The 17,206-nt window shown below is 43.7% G+C and carries 16 protein-coding genes; 12 read left to right on the forward strand and 4 right to left on the reverse strand.

What is annotated here, in order from left to right; all coding sequences use genetic code 11:
- Positions 1-149: 149 nt before the first annotated feature.
- The 4 genes from ACE1CD_RS07045 to ACE1CD_RS07060 all read left to right on the forward strand — a co-directional run bounded on the left by ACE1CD_RS07045 (position 150) and on the right by ACE1CD_RS07060 (position 2,885).
- Positions 150-368, forward strand: coding sequence for a hypothetical protein (locus ACE1CD_RS07045; protein ID WP_374795333.1), 219 nt, complete (start codon positions 150-152; stop codon positions 366-368).
- Between the two features lie 33 nt (positions 369-401).
- Complete coding sequence (locus ACE1CD_RS07050; protein ID WP_374822717.1) at positions 402-1,247, forward strand: PHP domain-containing protein; 846 nt, start codon at positions 402-404, stop codon at positions 1,245-1,247.
- Positions 1,248-1,354: 107 nt separating this feature from the next.
- The gene (locus ACE1CD_RS07055; RefSeq protein WP_374822720.1) at positions 1,355-2,236 is read left to right on the forward strand and encodes an oxaloacetate decarboxylase; all 882 of its coding nucleotides are present in this window, start codon (positions 1,355-1,357) and stop codon (positions 2,234-2,236) included.
- A 247-nt stretch (positions 2,237-2,483) separates the two neighbouring features.
- Entirely contained in the window at positions 2,484-2,885 is a 402-nt protein-coding gene (locus ACE1CD_RS07060) for a hypothetical protein (RefSeq protein WP_374822723.1), read from the forward strand.
- Between the two features lie 125 nt (positions 2,886-3,010).
- Here the strand turns inward: ACE1CD_RS07060 and ACE1CD_RS07065 are convergent, their stop codons facing one another.
- A complete protein-coding gene (locus tag ACE1CD_RS07065; protein ID WP_374822726.1) occupies positions 3,011-4,807 on the reverse strand; it encodes a cyclase family protein in 1,797 nt (598 codons plus the stop codon).
- 77 nt (positions 4,808-4,884) lie between these two features.
- Between ACE1CD_RS07065 and ACE1CD_RS07070 the strand changes: the two genes are divergently transcribed.
- The 7 genes from ACE1CD_RS07070 to ACE1CD_RS07100 all read left to right on the forward strand — a co-directional run bounded on the left by ACE1CD_RS07070 (position 4,885) and on the right by ACE1CD_RS07100 (position 12,779).
- Positions 4,885-5,400 (forward strand): dihydrofolate reductase family protein, encoded by a 516-nt coding sequence (locus ACE1CD_RS07070; protein WP_374822729.1) that lies wholly within the window; start codon positions 4,885-4,887, stop codon positions 5,398-5,400.
- Between the two features lie 253 nt (positions 5,401-5,653).
- Entirely contained in the window at positions 5,654-6,811 is a 1,158-nt protein-coding gene (locus ACE1CD_RS07075) for a radical SAM/SPASM domain-containing protein (RefSeq protein WP_374822732.1), read from the forward strand.
- Between the two features lie 17 nt (positions 6,812-6,828).
- A complete protein-coding gene (locus tag ACE1CD_RS07080) occupies positions 6,829-7,857 on the forward strand; it encodes a hypothetical protein (RefSeq protein WP_374822734.1) in 1,029 nt (342 codons plus the stop codon).
- A gap of 25 nt (positions 7,858-7,882) precedes the next feature.
- Entirely contained in the window at positions 7,883-8,401 is a 519-nt protein-coding gene (locus ACE1CD_RS07085; protein ID WP_374795325.1) for a hypothetical protein, read from the forward strand.
- Positions 8,402-8,405: 4 nt separating this feature from the next.
- Positions 8,406-9,398, forward strand: coding sequence for a UbiA family prenyltransferase (locus tag ACE1CD_RS07090; RefSeq protein ID WP_374795324.1), 993 nt, complete (start codon positions 8,406-8,408; stop codon positions 9,396-9,398).
- A 488-nt stretch (positions 9,399-9,886) separates the two neighbouring features.
- On the forward strand, positions 9,887-12,571 hold the full coding sequence (locus tag ACE1CD_RS07095) for a PEP/pyruvate-binding domain-containing protein (protein WP_374822736.1): 2,685 nt from the start codon (positions 9,887-9,889) through the stop codon (positions 12,569-12,571).
- A gap of 40 nt (positions 12,572-12,611) precedes the next feature.
- Positions 12,612-12,779 (forward strand): hypothetical protein, encoded by a 168-nt coding sequence (locus tag ACE1CD_RS07100; protein ID WP_374795322.1) that lies wholly within the window; start codon positions 12,612-12,614, stop codon positions 12,777-12,779.
- Between the two features lie 201 nt (positions 12,780-12,980).
- On the opposite strand, the gene ACE1CD_RS07105 is transcribed toward ACE1CD_RS07100, so the two are convergent.
- From ACE1CD_RS07105 to ACE1CD_RS07115, 3 genes are all read right to left on the reverse strand, one after another.
- Positions 12,981-13,418, reverse strand: a complete 438-nt coding sequence (locus ACE1CD_RS07105; protein ID WP_374795321.1) for a TerB family tellurite resistance protein — start codon at positions 13,416-13,418, stop codon at positions 12,981-12,983.
- A gap of 369 nt (positions 13,419-13,787) precedes the next feature.
- Positions 13,788-15,203, reverse strand: a complete 1,416-nt coding sequence (locus ACE1CD_RS07110; RefSeq protein ID WP_374822739.1) for a tetratricopeptide repeat protein — start codon at positions 15,201-15,203, stop codon at positions 13,788-13,790.
- A 145-nt stretch (positions 15,204-15,348) separates the two neighbouring features.
- Positions 15,349-16,266: a histone deacetylase gene (locus ACE1CD_RS07115; protein WP_374822742.1), complete on the reverse strand. Its 918-nt coding sequence runs from the start codon at positions 16,264-16,266 to the stop codon at positions 15,349-15,351.
- A gap of 229 nt (positions 16,267-16,495) precedes the next feature.
- Here ACE1CD_RS07115 and ACE1CD_RS07120 point away from each other — a divergent pair.
- A partial coding sequence (locus ACE1CD_RS07120) for an RNA-guided endonuclease InsQ/TnpB family protein (RefSeq protein WP_374822745.1) occupies positions 16,496-17,206 on the forward strand: 711 nt, incomplete at its 3' end.

The raw sequence follows: 17,206 nt of genomic DNA on the forward strand, positions 1-17,206 counted from the left end.
TTTTGACTCGCCGACGAGGAAAAATAACTCAACGACGAGTATTTTTGACTCGACCACGAGTAGAAATAACTCAACGACGAGTATTTTTGACTCGACGACGAGTAGAAATGACTCGACAACAAGTATTTTTGACTCGACGATGAGTAGAAATGACTCGACGACGAGTATATTTAACTCGACGACGAGATGCGATCGCTCATCGGAGAGTAGTTACAATTCTGGCAGTCACAGCGATCGCGTGCGGCTCACTTCCGTCTGGGTGTTGTAAATTGGTAACTGTCATTGCTTTGTGGGAGTGCGATCGCATCTCGTGTCGATCGAATATTGATTATACTCGACTAACCTCTTCCCTCTTCCCTCTTCCCTAATCCCTAACCCCTAACCCCTAACCCCTGTAGAGAATGATCGAACTCCACTGTCATACTACCTACTCCGATGGCACCCTCACACCAACTCAGCTTGTCAAAGCAGCTGCCCAAGCTGGTGTGAAAGCCCTCGCGATTACCGATCACGATACGATGTCCGGTTGGGATGAAGCGATGAGTGCGGCTTCATCTTATAATATGGAGATTGTTCCCGGTTTGGAACTCAGCACAGTTCATCGCGATCGATCTCTGCACATTCTGGGATTTTACCCAAATCGAGAATTGCTTTCCCCCGCATTGGCAGAACGCTTAGAAGGACGGAAACGCCGCGCTGCGGAAATGGTAGCCAAGTTAGCCGCACTGGGATATCCGATCGAGATACCGGAAATGGGAGAAGGCATGGCACCGGGACGCCCCCACATTGCTTCTGCACTGGTGCAAGCGGGATACGCCGAGTCATCTGCGGAAGCATTCGATCGCTGGTTGGGGGATAATGGCCCAGCATACGTGCATTACGAAAAATTTTCGATCGAAGATGGCATCTCATTATTACGCAGCTGCGGTGCTGTCCCAGTTTGGGCGCATCCCTACCTATTCCGAGGCGGTGACGTGGAAGAAGTTCTCGCAGAAATGGTAGAAGCGGGATTGATGGGAGTGGAAGTTTATCACCCCAATCACACACCCGCACAGCAGAAGAGAATGTTGGCTTTGTGCGCGGAATATGGTTTACTGGTGACTGGCGGCAGCGATTACCACGGCCCGGGTAACGCCAAAGGTGGAGAAACCACCACCCTGAATCAACTGCGCGTACCCTTGGAATTGCTTTACCCGATCAAAAGTGCAGCCCAAACTCTGCAACTGACCGCCCTCTCCGCATCCTAAATTGGTATCCACCCGATGAGTGGATTTTGGATTTTGGATTTTGGATTTTGGATTTACTCCCCCACTCTTGTTTTTGACTTTTGACTTTTGACTTTTGACTTTTCCTCATGCCTTCCGGTCACGAACTCCGAAAAATACTCGATCGCTCCGGCATCCTGGTACTTCCCGGCGTGTATGATTGTTTGAGCGCCAAACTTGCCGAACAGTTGGGTTTTGAAATTGTTTTCACCAGCGGTTTTGGCATTTCTGCCTCTACACTCGGTCGTCCGGATTACGGCTTTCTCACCGCCACGGAAATGCTTTACAGTGTCGGGAGAATTGCACAATCGATTAACATTCCTTTAGTTGCCGATATCGATACCGGTTATGGCAATCCTTTAAATGTAATTAGAACTGTTACCGACGCGGTAAATTTGGGAGTCGCCGGAGTCATTTTGGAAGACCAAGAATGGCCGAAAAAATGCGGTCACTACCAGGGAAAGCGCGTTATCCCAATGGCGGAACAGGTAGAAAAAATCCGCGCCGCAGTCCACGCCCGCGCTGATAGCGGTTTGGTAATAATAGGAAGAACGGATGCTTTAGCGCCATTGGGATTGGCAGAAGCGATTCGTCGCGGTCGCGCTTATTACGAAGCTGGCGCGGATGTGGTGTTTATTGAAGCACCGCAGTCAGTGGAGGATTTGAAAGCGATCGCATCTGCTTTCCCCGATGTACCATTGTTTGCAAATGCGATCGAAGGCGGTAAAACTCCCTTCCTGACCGGTTCGCAGTTACAAGAATTGGGTTTTAAAATTGTAGTCTTCCCCCTCTCTGGTTTATTTGCCGCAACTCACGCCATCACCGCTTGCTTGCGCCAACTAAAGGAACAGGGAACGACAACAGGTTTTTCTAATTTAGTTTCCTTCCCAGAATTCGAGCAAATTATTGAAGTCCCGAAATATCGCCAGTTGGAACAGGAGTATAGTATTTCACCCTCCCCTAATCCCTAGTGCAAGATGGCAGAAATTTCCCACCAGTCCTAATGGCAGGGGAGCAGGGGGGCAGGGGAGCAGGGGGGCAGGGGAGCGAAAGAATTAATATTTTCCCTTTTCTTTTTGACTTTTGACTTTTGACTTTTGACTTTCCCTAGCCCCTAGCCCTCTCCGTAAAATTGCGGAACTCCAACACTGCGATCGCTGTCATTAAGAATGATTAAAAACAGTTCCCTAAAACGTCATTATGGGAGTTGGCGCAAATATGAAGCGAGATATTCGACTTGCCGCAACTTGGGCGATCGCGGCTTTAGCAATTAGCTTACCATCCAAAGCCCTTGCATTGGAAAATTTTGATGTTGCTTCGGGCAAACAAGCAACCGATCCCAGGGTTGTCCTTAATAATAACATCGACCTCAATCGCGCCAAAAACCTTGCACGTCAAGCAGGTGTATCCGCTAACGGCGGTTTGGGTCGCTATCGTCCCGAAGATGCAATGCACGGCCCAGCTACAGAGGCACCCTTTGTAGATAATGGCAATGGCACTTGGACGTTTACTTTTAAAGGTCGTCGTCCCGATTCCACTGTCTATAGTATCCAAACTGTTGTCACCGTTTCTAAAGATGGCAGGCAGGTAAATGTAGACTACAACGGCCCGATTCGTTAGTAGAACCCCACCCCCAACCCCTCCCCGTTCACGGGGAGGGGAGTAATTTTTGATGGCAATCTTATCTGCGTTTATCTGCGTTCATCTGCCTTCATCTGCGGTTAAATTTTAACTTAAATTATTTCCTACGGAACTAACGCTATCACCGCCGCAGGAGAACCAGAACCATCTTTAAGGCGGAGAAGACCGATAACTAAAATAGTACCAATTGGCGGCAATCGCTCCAAATTAGTTAAATTTTCCAATACAATACCCGATTGTGCCAATACCAAACGGTTAGTAGCAAAGGTGGGATCTTGAGCGCAATCTACGCCGTGAGTATCAATTCCCACACCAGCAATTTGACGTTCTGCAATTAAAAACTGAGTTGTTTCGCTGGCAAAAGCGGGAAAATGCAAGTTACCTTCATTATCTTGATTGAAAAAAGCATTTTTGTCAACCCATTTTTCCTGCCAACCCGTGTACAGCAATACGATACTATTAGCTGGAATTTTACCGTGTGTTTCTTCCCAAATTTTAACATCGTTAATAGTGAGGGTATAATCGAAATTATCGGCAACTTTGTCGCGAATATCGATGACTACAGCAGGTACAATTAGAGATTCGGCGGGATAGCGATCGATCCCCACTCCAGTAGCATGAAAACTATTCGGTGCGTTGATATGAGTCGCGCTGTGTTCCCCAATGGAGAAACGCCGTAAATAATAGCCATGTTTCTCCAATTCAGCGACGATTTCAAATTCAAGAGGTGGGTCTCCCGGCCATTGGGGAATATCGGTATCGATGACGTGACTGAGGTGAATTACTTGCGAGTAAGTAATCGTTTTATGTTCGCTTTTTCTAGTAACTGTCTGAGAACGAGTTAATCTTTCCAGCGTTGCTTCCATGAGTGCGGTAGTTTGACCGGAAACGGTGAAAACTAGAGCTTCTCGATAAACGCGCTGTGCGGCATGGTTGCTGTAATTTGCTGCCCCGCTGGAAACGGTAATGGCGGCGTGGGCAATGCGGACTGCGAGTTCGATCGCCCAACTTCTTAAATGTAGTTTTTCTGATAGTTCAATGTTTGTTTTTTGTTGAGCTTCTCTAATTGCAGTTCGACATTGTGCGAGTTCGTTATTGAGAGACACAAATGCTTTATTTATAAAAGTAAGCGATTTATTTATAGCGGCTGATTCGATAATATCGAGTCCCGCACTAGCGCAACCGAGTACCAAACCAGTCGCACGCAAAACATTCTTTCGATCGTTTTCGTGTATCCAATTTTGTGGTTTAATAGAAAGTATGCGATCGTCCGGCAAAAACCAATCTTTGATAGTTGCAGTCACCGTGTTGGTTGATGTCATTGCTGCCAGTTGCATCGGTTCGCTAAAATTAATGTGACCGCCCAAACTTTGCTTTGTTTCCCCAAAAGGAAGCATACCAAAAACTGCTCTACCATCCGATAAACTAGCCGCAACAATAAAATATTGAAATATCCTCCATCCTGTCACCCAAGGAACTTGTCCTTCTAATAAATAACCGCCATCTACAGGGGTAGCTGAAATTAGCGGGTCACCTGACCGTCGCAGTTGCGAAAAACCCACACCTACCAAAACCTCGCCGCTACTCATACGGGGAAGATATTCTTGTTTGAGAGATGTGTTTTTACTGTCAAAAAGCATTGCCGCAGCGCTTTGGTGTTGAGTTTGCAAGAAAGCTAAAGCGCCGGAATATTTAGCGACCAATTCTTGAAAAGATTGAAAGGTATCTTCGCTGACACCTTTTCCGCCCCATTCGGTCGGAATTCTCAGCGCCAGGACACCCAATTCGCCCAAACTTTTGAGTGCATGAAACAGAGTGTCTGGGTTAGTATCTATATTGTGAGCGATCGCGGCTACCGATGTCCGCAGATAAGACTCGGTGATGTCGAGCAAGTGTGGCATAAATATGGTATTTGTGTGCTACCCTTCGAGAATATTATGGATCGATCGCACATCGTTTAAAACTTGGCAACCAAACCATGCGAAAAATACGTTTGTACATTGCCTCCAGTCTTGACGGCTACATTGCGAGAACATCCGGCGATGTCGATTGGTTATTCACCGACGCCGACTACGGTTACACCGAATTCTTCGCCCAAGTTGACACAATACTCATGGGCAATAAAACATATCAGCAAGTTCTTGGTTTTGGGGAATATCCATACAAAGGTAAACAAGTGTTTGTTTTCTCCAATACTTTGCCAGGTCAAAAAGATAATAATAACGTAGAATTTGTCGGCGGCGATTTGAATGAGTTCGTCAACAATCTGCGTCAATCTCCCGGTGGCGATATTTGGTTAGTTGGGGGAGGAGAGATAATTGATTATTTTTTCAAACACAGTTTGATTGATGAACTAATCCTTTCAATTCACCCAATTATTCTAGGCGATGGTATCCCGCTAATTGGAAAAGATGCAAGTTTACAAACCTCACTTAAATTGAAAGATGTGAAAACTTATGATTCCGGATTGTTGCAAGTTTCTTACGATTTATAAAAAATTGCTTAGGTACGTTGTTGCGCTTTAGCGCTAAAGACCAGGGTCAGAAACCGGGTTTCTTGCAACTGCCCTTCGCTGAAAGCCTAGATTTTCTGTTGAGAAACCCGGTTTCTTCAGCCTTGTTGGGTAATGCCCACCATCTCCTCAAAAAAGCAAACCAACCTGTAAATGTTAACTTTTTTTACCATTACTTTTAAGAGCCAATGCCACACATTAACCTAGTGTATGCCGCCCTTAATCTAGCCAATATATGAACCCTTTTCTTAGCAATATTCGTCTCAAATGGTTCCTTGCCACTAGAGCTTTAGACTACAGCGCCGACTTTGTGAAAATTTTGTATCAAATCTATCTAAATCATAACAAAATCATCCATTTCCGTAATGGATACCCGGTTTACTCCCTATCCACTCCCGCTTTATTCAGCAAACCAGCCTCTAACTTCATCGCTCGCGCCCTATATCGCACCATTCAAAATAAAAATTTGCCCAACTTGATGAGTTTTGCCGTCAATGATATCTGCAATGCTACTTGCGAGCATTGCAGCTTTTTTAATGCCGTTGAAGAAAAAAGTATAAATATTCTCACATTACGGCAAGCCCAAAAACTCATCAAAGACGCGCAAGAATTAGGAGTATCTGTAATTAACTTTGTCGGTGGGGAACCTCTGTTGCACAAAGAATTACCGGAAATTATCAAGGCAGTTAACAAAGATTTTTCCACCACTATTTTATTTACAAACGGCTGGCATTTAGAGCAGCGTGCAGCAGAATTAAAGAAGGCGGGTTTGGACAGCATTTATATTAGTATTGATGCGGCGACTCCGGAAAAACACGATCGATTTCGCAAGCAACCGGGTTTGTTCGATCGAGCAATGCGAGGTATCCAAACAGCGAAAAAGTTAGGTTTTTCTGTGGGAATCTCTACAACGATGACGCCCGAATCTTACCGGGATGGAGAATTAGACAGAATTGTTAAATTGGGGAAAAAGATAGGCATCCATGAAGTCCTGGTTTTCGACGCATTGCCAACTGGAAGATATAAAGAACGACAAGACTTAGTTGATAACAACGATTGGATAGAAGAGATGATTCAGTCAGCTAGAAAATATAACCAAAATCCCAATTATCCGGGAGTAGTTTTCTTTGCTTATTTCACCAGTCATCGCAGCGTCGGTTGTTCCTGCGGTACGAGCTATTTTTACGTTTCGCCTTACGGTGATATTATGTCCTGCGATTTCAATCATGCCAAGTTTGGCAACATCCTAGAAGAACCCCTTTGGAAAATTTGGGACAGATTGACAACTCTACCAGAATTTTGTCAGGCAAAGTGGGGTGGATGCAAAATCAAAGATTCTGAATTTCGGCAAAAAGAAACTGTCTCAGGCGGGAACCTCAATATTCACATTTAGTAATTCACGATTACCCTATGATTTCACACCTCTATCTCAATCCCATTCTGGCAAACTGCAACTTCGATAAAAGTCCAACTCTACCTATCGTGGGATTTGAAATCTTTATTTTTGCAGGAGTTGCTGCCGCTTTCATTATCCTCTCTAAAATCACAGATAAACTGCCCCTACGCTTTCTGATAATGAGCGCGGGAGTGATGATGTTTGAGTTGTTTACCGCTCCCATGTGGCATAACTATAGAATGGGTTGGTGGGCGTATGTTTATCACGATGTTAGTTGGATATTAACTATAGGTTGGTCAGCGTTAATTTTGGGAGTTGTCTTACTGGTAGATAAGCTTTTACCAGATTGGAAAGAGTGGAAAAAATTTGTAATCTATCTAATTATATTGACACTGGCAGTCATAGTTTTGGAAACGATCGTTGTCAATATAGGACTTCGCAGTTATGCTCCGGAAGTTATCGACGCAACTTCAGGTATTTGGGTGGCGGGAGTACCGCTGGAAATCCTATATTATGTGCCCGTGTTTATGGCATTAGTCATTTGCTTTTACAAGTATTGGAGTTTTGTAATAGACGATATTCCCCTCATACCTGTAAAGCGCAGAAAATGGGTACGCAGCTTTTTCCTCGCTTGCATGGGAATCTTCTTATTTGAAGTAATGATTGAGCCAATGGTGAGCAATGAAAAATTTCCCAAGTGGTCGTACATTTTTCACGATATTAGCTTTATCCAAACAGGGATGTGGATTCTCATTGTCGGGTTTGCTGCGGCTGTTATAGGTAAGTTTTTTCTGCATTATCCGACTCCGCAAAGATTTGTCATTGCTGTAATAATTACGACGGCTATAGCTTGGCCGATCGAATCTTGGTTGATGCAAAATAACTACCGAGTTTACAATCACAGCACAGTGGAAACTTGGCTCGGTTATAAAACACCTATCCTTAATACACCAGTAGAATTAGCTTTTGCTATACCCATTTACATGACATTAATTATTGTGTTCATTCGCTACTGGGAAACGATAATTGACAATAGATTGTAATCGGAAATTTTGAGGTAAATTGCAAATGTTACGACAACGAATGAGTGAAAATGAAAAATTAACTTTTCATTTGTTAAGTGTTTTTGTGGGAGCGATCGTCATCTTTGTTGTCTTAGTCGCCACTACGGGTAGCGTACAAAATGCGGTCACAAGTTTAATGTTTTTAGCAATCTGTACGTTGGGAATTGGAATTGCTTTTCTTGGTGCGATCGCTTGGTTGATAGGTCTGGCGATAGTAGCGCCTATTTGGGGCATCATTTGGGGAGGAATTTTACTATATAAATATCGTAATTCAGGTGAGGGGGAAACCAGTGCCGATCGCCCACCGCAAGAAAGTACATCGATCGCGCCTAATCCGACAGTACCGCGCCAAGAAAGTATACCGCTCACTTCTCAACAAATGGCTTTAGTTAAATATATGAAACAAGGCAAAGATAAATATGGTTGGAGCGATACTCAAATTGCTAACAGACTCAGGTTTGAAGGTTGGAAAAATGAAGAAATTGAGGAAGCTTTAGGGATTTTTAATAATACAATAAGCTAGACCTATGCAGCAGCAAACAATCTTTAATCGCTGGTGGATATATCAGCGAGAACGCTTCCCAATTGTAGCTCATGGCGTACTAATTGCAATTTTCAGCGGTGCTGCGGTTAGCTATTCTGTTCTGCTGCGCGGGGGCACAAAAATACCGAATTTCAGTACAATAATAGTTGCCTTTATCAGCATTTTTCTCTTCTTTTTACAACTGCGAATTGCCGATGAATTTAAAGATTTTGATGACGATTTGCGATACCGTCCTTACCGTCCCGTCCCCAGAGGTTTGGTGAGTTTGCGCGAGTTAGGTTGGCTGGGTGTTGCTACTGGCATAATTCAGCTAAGTTTGGCTGTTTGGTTAACACCAACTTTGGCGTTATTGCTGGGTTTGGTGTGGCTTTACTTTGGGTTGATGTGCAAAGAATTTTTTGTGCATAATTGGCTAAAAGCTCACCCTTTGGCTTATATGTGCAGCCACATGGTAATCGTACCCCTGATTAATTTGTATGCAACAGCTTGCGATTGGTTAGTGGCGCAGGCGTCCCCGCCTGCGAGTATTGTTTGGGCGTCCGCGCCTGCGGGTATTGTTTGGGCGTCATCGCCTGCGGGTATTTTCTGGTTTTTGGTGGCTAGCTTTTTCAACGGGATGGTAATTGAAATCGGACGCAAGATTCGATCGCCCAAAGATGAAGAGTTCGGCGTCGAGACTTACAGCGCTGTTTGGGGACGGAAAAAAGCTGTGTTTGCTTGGCTTGGCGCGATCGCATTGACGGCGATCGCATCCTTTATATCCGCCTCCCAAATCGACTTTGCAACACCTGTCGGTTGCTTGCTGGCGATATTACTAATTGTTGCGATCGCAGTGGCATGGCTTTTTCTGCGTCAACCCATTACTAAATGGGCTAAACTAATAGAAAAAACCTCTAGTCTCTGGACATTGCTTGTATATTTAAGTTTAGGTATTGTACCGCTGACATTGCGGTTGTTACATTACTTCCCTTATTGATGAAGCTAGTGCTTAAGTGACATTATGCAAATTATAAGTCGGGAATACAGATGGACAGTTCGGGATTTATGCAAAGATATTATGATTGAATTTTCTCTAAAATTCAGTGTGGTATTGATAGTTCTGGCAATATTCATAAGGTTGTCCGGATTACCTTTAAGGGTGATGCTGTCTTTCCTAGTGCCTATTTTAATTTTAATTGTCTTGTTCGTAAGCCTAGTACTAACCTCCTTGATTGTACAGGAGAACAACAGGGCGTACAAAGCTCGTCAATTTGAGATAAGTGATGAAAAGATAAAAATATATTTTTTAGACAGTAGTATAATAGAAATAAATCTGGAAAATATTCAGAGGGTTGTGAAAAGACGTACTTATTATTTCATTGTTTCGCAAAAGCAATTTTACTACTTACCATCGCAAGCTTTCCCATCTCAAGAGGACATCTACAACTTTAATTCATTACTGAAGAACAAAAAAATTAATCTCACATGGAAATTATAATCAATTTGGAAAGATTGGCACTAAAGAGTTTAAAAACTTATTATGAAAACTTGGATGTAGCGGGAAAGGAAGAAGCGGCGTCTGTACTGGGAGGGAAGGCGAAAGCGATCGCGCAATTGCAACAAGCAGGTTTCCTCGTCCCCAAAGGCTTCGTCCTCTCTCCCGCAGCTTTTGAAATCAGTCTTAATTTTGTAGAGAGACTTTATGAAAATTCTTTATTTGTAGAGACGTTTCAGGAAACATCTCTACAACAAGATGAAGTTAAAATTCACAGATTGCTGACCAACATCCAACTACACAAAACAGTCAAATTAGAATTACTCTACAGCCTGCATCGACTTTGCCCGAATGGGGAATTAGTAGCAGTGCGATCGTCTGCAATTGCAGAAGATAATGTGCAACATTCTTTCGCCGGACAACTCGATAGTTTTTTGAACGTACCGCTAGAAGAAGTAGCAGAAAAAGTAATAGCAGTTTGGCGATCGAATTTTAGCGATCGCGTCTTGAATTACCGTCGAGAACTTGGCTTGTCTGCAATGCCAAAACCTCCCGCCGTGCTAATTCAACGCATGGTTAATGCCACAGTATCGGGAGTTGCTTTTGCAGCAGATCCGGTAACGGGAAGACGCAGTGTAGCAGTAATTGGTGCAGTTGACGGTTTGGGTAATTCTTTAGTATCGGGAGAAACCGAAGGCGATACCTATCATGTCGATCGCCAAAAAAACATCATTCAACGTCAAATCATTGGCGAACAACCTATCCTTAATGACGAACAAATCCTCGCAGTTGCAAAGCTAGTACGTGAGGTAAGCAATTACTGCGATCGACCTCAAGATATTGAGTGGGCAATTGAAGATGGACAAATTTATTTATTGCAATCTCGTCCCATCACCGCGCTAGCACAAATCTCCGATCCTGATGGCATTTTCCATATTTGGGATAACAGCAACATCGCTGAAAGTTATAGCGGCGTCACCACACCTCTAACCTTTTCCTTTGCGCGTCGCGCTTATGAAGAAGTGTACCGCCAATTCTGCCGTTTCATGGGAGTACCGCTAGCTACAATTAACCGACACAACGACACATTTAGCCGCATGATTGGGCTAATTCAAGGCAGAGTTTATTATAACTTGCTGAGTTGGTATCGAGTTTTAGCTTTATTGCCCGGTTTTACAGTAAATCGCCGCTTCATGGAACAAATGATGGGAGTGCGGGAATCTTTGCCAGAAAGTATTATAACTAAGTTGCAAAGTGCTAGCTGGCAAGATCGTTTGCAAGATATTTGGCGATTGGTTAAAACAGTTGTAGGTTTAGCCACAAATTATTTCCTTCTCCCCCGTCGCATTCGGCAATTTTATCAGCGATTAGATAAAGCTTTGCAGGCGTCGCAATTAAATTTAGAAGATTTGCGCCCTGATGAATTGGCAGCTTATTATCGCAAAATTGAAAGTCAATTACTGACTCGTTGGGATGCACCCTTAATTAACGATTTCTTCGCGATGATTTTCTACGGTGTTTTGCGACGCTTAACCGAAAAATGGTGCAACGATGAATCGAAAACGCTACAAAACGATTTGATAGGCGGCGAAGGCAATATTATTAGTGCAGAACCTGCCAAAAGAATGCGAGAAATGGCTAATTTGGTGACTGTGAATCGTGAATTTGCCAAACTGTTGTGTGATGGTTCTTTAACTGCGATTCGGCAAGCTATGGAACAATTACCCCAGTTTAAATTATTGTATCAGCAATATTTGGATAAATTTGGCGATCGCTGTTTGGAAGAACTGAAATTAGAAAGTCCCACACTCCACGATAATCCACTTCCTTTATTGCGTGCGATCGGTCAATTATCCCTCTCCCCTTCCCCCTCTCTCCCCGTCTCCGCCTCTTCTCGAAAAACAGCAGAATTACGAGTTAGGAGAGCGTTGAGGGGCAATCCGTTGCGGCGATTCGTGTTTAATTGGGTGCTGAAAAATGCTCGGTGTCGGGTGCGCGATCGCGAAAATTTGCGCTTTGAACGTACCCGGGTTTTTGGTCGCGCACGGCGAGTTTTTGTAGAATTAGGAAAGCGTTTTTATGCCCTCGATTTGCTGAACTCTTCCCGCGATATTTTCTATTTAGAAGTAAACGAAATTTTGGGTTTTATTGAAGGTACAGCTACCTGCACAGATTTGAAAGGATTGGTAGCTGTGCGTCAAGCAGAATTTGCCAAATATAAGGATATGCCATCACCGGGCGATCGCTTTGAAACGCGAGGTATAGTTTATCGAGGATTGGGCACCCCACCCCAACCCTCCCCGCCAGCAGGGAGGGAGAAGGAGGGAGTTTCCCAGTGTTATTTGCAAGGTATTGGATGTTCTCCGGGAGTCGTGCGCGGTGCTGTGCGCGTGATTAAAGATCCAAAACAAATTGTCGGAAATGATAACAGCGTACCCCTACAACCCGGTACAATTATTGTTGCCGATCGCACCGATCCGGGTTGGATTTTGCTATTTCCCGCCGCTGCTGGTTTGCTAGTAGAAAAAGGCAGTTTGTTATCTCATGCTGCCATTGTTGCACGGGAGTTGGGAATACCTGCGATCGTCTCTCTCCCCGGCGTCACCCAATGGTTAAAAGACGGTGACTTGGTGGAACTTAACGGCAGCACTGGCAAAGTTTCCAAGATTAACTAATTCTTATTAGTAGGATTAAAACCAGTTTGGATAATTTACAATGACCGAACAAAAATCTGATGATAAAGAACTGTTAGAAATTCTGGAAATGGTTAAAGCTTTTGAACAAAAAGCTAGAGAAATGTGTGAGATATCAACGGCTAATACAAAAAAGTGGCGACTGAGGGCGGAAGCTAAACCGGAGGCTTTACAGAAGCAGGAAGTTTGAGTAGTTTGGAAAAGAGCAATCGCACTTATGGTATGCTAAGAAGTGCGATCGCAACTCCGTGTAGACAAGAGTTTTTGTAACTGCGACTTCCGCCGCCAAACTTTTTCTCATCACTTCTAAAAACAAAAAAATATAGCCCCATTGTAGAGGCCATTTTCTATTCCCACCAATTCAGCAACCCCTAGTAAAATAAATCTCACCTCACGCGCTCACAAAGTCGTCTATAATCTCCTGCGCTATGTCTTCTGGAATGTCCAAAGCTTCTTGAAGCTTATTGATAAAGCTTTCTTCTTCTTCCGGCAGATTTTCTTCTGCTAAAACCACCGCAACCGCTCCCTCAAAAGCTATTTCTAGCAGATCGTCGGAAATAGAATTGATAGCTGTGTTAAACAAAACTCCGCTACCTTCTTCACTGTAAATATCGGTTATTTTATCTAACGTTTCTTGGATTTCTTCTGGTGAATAATTATCGAACACTCCCGTGTCCGATAGTATATCATTTAAATATTCCATTTCTTCGTCATTGATTTCCTTGCCTGCAAACATCGCCGCAAAGATTATGGCTGCTACCGCTTCTTCAGGATTCAGTTTCTGTTCGCTTTGAACTTCAGAGGAAAACATTTCGTCATATTTACTCATTTTGCTGGGCTCCTTTATTTATGGACTCGTCATTTATATCAGTAATGGCGAGATTTTCTGCATCGCCATTAACAAATTTTTACCTATGTTGAGAAAAAGATAAATTTTTCCTTTGCAATCCCATACTTTCATCATCGAAAGAGCCCTGGCGTGGGGGAGTGGGGGACTGGGAGAGTGGGAGAGTGGGGGACTGGGAGAGAAAATGTTCGTGATTTATATCTTGCAGCATTTCAACAAGACCTGAGAAACTGGGTTTGTTAAGGAAATATCGAAACTCTTGGCTTAAATTTGCCATAAACCGGGTTTATCGCCCTAAATAGAGATGGCGAAATAAGCAATGCTTGTTCAGATTGCACAGGCATATATCGCCTATTCACCAATCAATTTTATAAAAGCTTGATGGTGGCGCATTGAATCGAAGCTGGTATCTTTTTTGGCAGTTTCTTTAAATTTATCAGCATCTAGTTTAGCTGCCATTTGTAAGTTTTCCATAGCTAAATCGACCTTGCCTAATTCGGCGTAAGCGCAAGCTTTGTTATACCAAGCAAAAAAGTGTTTGGGATTGATTTTAATGGCTTTTTCACCAGAAGCGATCGCATCATCATATCGCTTCAAATAACCTAGCGCCGCACTTCTGTCAGTCCAAATATTCGCATCATCAGGTTGGATTTCAATTGCCTTATCGTAAGCAGCAATAGCTTCTTCATATCGTTGAAAATCAGCTAGGGCTAATCCGAATTTGTACCAAGCTAAATGGAAATCGGGTTTGATTTCCACCGCCTTTTCATAAGAAGCGATCGCATCCTCGCGTCGCTGCAAAATTTCTAGCGCAATACCTCGATCGTACCAAGCTTCCCAATACTCAGGTTTGATTTCTACCGCCTTATCGTAAGCAGCGATCGCATCTTCATACCGCTGTAATTGCAATAACGCATAACCGCGCATATACCAAGCTTCCGGGAAATCAGACTTGACTCGAATTGCTTGGTCAAAAGCTGCGATCGCCTCTTCATATTTTCGCCCTCTGAGCTTACCATTTCCCCGGTCATACCACTTCTCGTGCGGTTTTCTCGTCAACTGGCGTACTGCGATCGCAATCACAATAGCCACTACTAGCAAAACCTTCGCCCATTCGTTGAATAAACGGTATCCCATCCCTACCATTGGCGATGGAATTCCAACCATTTCGCTAATGGAAAAAGCACCTTCTCCCAACAGCCGATTGAACGGTTCTACAAACCAAAGCAGCGCAAAGAGGACAAAGATTCCGTATTGACCGAACTTTCGCGATCGCTCTTGAATTTCTGGAGGCAACCACGGGTCAATAATACCATAACCATCAAGACCTGGAATCGGCAGCAAATTGAGGATAACCACATATATTTCTAGGTAAGTTAGAAATGCCAAAGCCGGCCAGATCCACCTATATTCAGCTAATGGCAATGACGAACCAAACCGAAAAGTTATTGTCAATAAAACCGCCACCAGAATACTTGCGATCGGCCCTGCTGCCGAAACCGCACTTTTCCACAAGCGACTGCGTAGTCTTCGGTGGTCGATATAAACAGCCGCACCCGGTAGCGGAATCCCACCTAACAGCAGAAAAATCAGCGGCAATACCAAACTCAAATTAAAATCCGTATACTTGAGCGGATTTAAAGTAAGATATCCCTTGTCTTTCACGGAAGTATCGCCACCCCAATAAGCAACGATCGCATGACCGAATTCGTGCAGACAAACCGACAAAAGCCACCCAACACAAACAAAAACTGCAACTTGGAGCATTAGTTTCTACCTTTTGAGGAGATATTAATATTAAGAATTAGGCAAATAGTTCGCTATTTTTTTAAACCGCAGATGAATGCAGATGAACGCGGATGAACGCAGATAATTATCATATTCATCTGTGTTCATTTGCGATTTAAATTTACTAAACCAAACAACGTTCGATCGTCGCTACAACCGACTCGGCCAGCGCAGTCAAATCGTAACCGCCTTCCAAACCAAACAAAATTTTCCGAGTTATCTGCAAACAATAATCCGTAAACAACCCAAAATCTTGCGGTAGCAATTCAATACTCGCCAACGGATCGGCAGCATTGGCATCATATCCCGCGCTAACAATTAACAAATCCGGTTTAAATCTCGATAAAAACGGTATCACTTGCGATTCAAATTCTATGCGATACTCAGCCACAGTGCTACCCGGTAGCATCGGAATATTCAGCACATTTTTGTACTCTCCTCTTTCCTCAGCAAATCCCGTTCCCGGATAGCAAGGAGACTGATGCAAAGAACAATATGCTAAGCGCGGATGAGTTTCGACAATATTTTGCGTACCGTTACCGTGATGCACATCCCAATCTAAGATCGCAACGCGCTTAATTCCCGGTTGTTCCAAAGCGTAGTAAGCTGCGATCGCCGCATTGGAAAATAAACAAAACCCCATACCGCGATCGCGTTCCGCGTGATGTCCGGGGGGACGCGCCAGCACAAAAGCTGGATTTGCGGTCGCCAGAGTGCGATCGACCCCATCCAACCAAGCATTCACCGCCAGCAAAGCAATATCGTAACTGTTCTTAGAAACCAGCGTATCTGCATCCAGTCGTCCGCCACCATTTTTAGCGATCAGCTGCACCCTCTCAATGTGTTCTTGCGAGTGAACCTTTTCCAGGATAGGCATCGCAGACCTTTTTGCTAGAGGCGTCGGCAACAGCCACTCCAGCCGATCGGCATAACTTGCCGCCTTCAAAGCATTGACAATCGCACTCAAGCGTTGCGGACGTTCTGGGTGATACGCGCCAGTTTCGTGCAACAAAAACTCATCAGAGTAAATTACGGGTAGCATAGTCCGAACCGGATACAGAAAAACTTAGGCATTCGAGCATTTTTCCAAAATAGCAATATGGGAGAGGGAGAGGGAAGAGGGGCAGGGGGGCAGGGGGTAGCAGACCCGGATTTGCGATCGGCTGCACCGAAATCATCGAAAATCATGGGTAGAAACCCCGTCGTAGAACGACGGCTTTACTTTTGAGTTAATTCGCTATATATTAAACGTATAGCGAAATTAACCAAGTATGTACGCCACTCAGAAAAACCAACTCAGAAGACTTAGCAAGCAGGAGTTTAATGCTCTTTTTGCTTTGTGTCGCCTGAGCAAGAATCTTTTTAACGTGGCACTGTACGAATGTAGGCAGTATTACTTCAAAGAAAGACAAAGACTGACCTACGAATCTAACTATCACATTTGTAAGTCCAATGAGAATTATCGGTTGCTGAATACCGATATAGCTCAACAGACAATAAAAGTGGTAGATAGAAGTATGAGAGCTTTCTTGGGATTGCTTAAGGCAATTAGTATAGGAAGATGCGACCAAAAACCCCAACTTCCTAAATACTTACCAAAAGATGGATATTTCCCCTTGATTATTCCGAGAATTAAGCTCAAGAATGGAGTGTTTAACATTCCTATGTCGCCAGAGTTTAAAAAGGAATACGGTGAGGTTAAACTCCAACTTCCCGAAAGGCTGAAAGACAAAAACATTAAGGAGGTCAGAATACATCCAAAATATTCGGCTCGATGGTTTGAAATCGAGTATGTCTACGAGGATGAAAAAATCGAAACATTGGTTGATGCCGAAAAAGCGATGGCTATTGATTTAGGAGTTGATAATCTGGCAGCTTGTTTTGACACTGAAGGGCATCAATTTTTGATTGATGGCAAAAGACTTAAAAGCATTAATCAGTGGTACAACAAACGCAATGCTCAACTTCAATCGAAGAAAGAC

This window comes from Aerosakkonema sp. BLCC-F183 (assembly GCF_041929145.1).
Classification (GTDB): domain Bacteria; phylum Cyanobacteriota; class Cyanobacteriia; order Cyanobacteriales; family Aerosakkonemataceae; genus Aerosakkonema.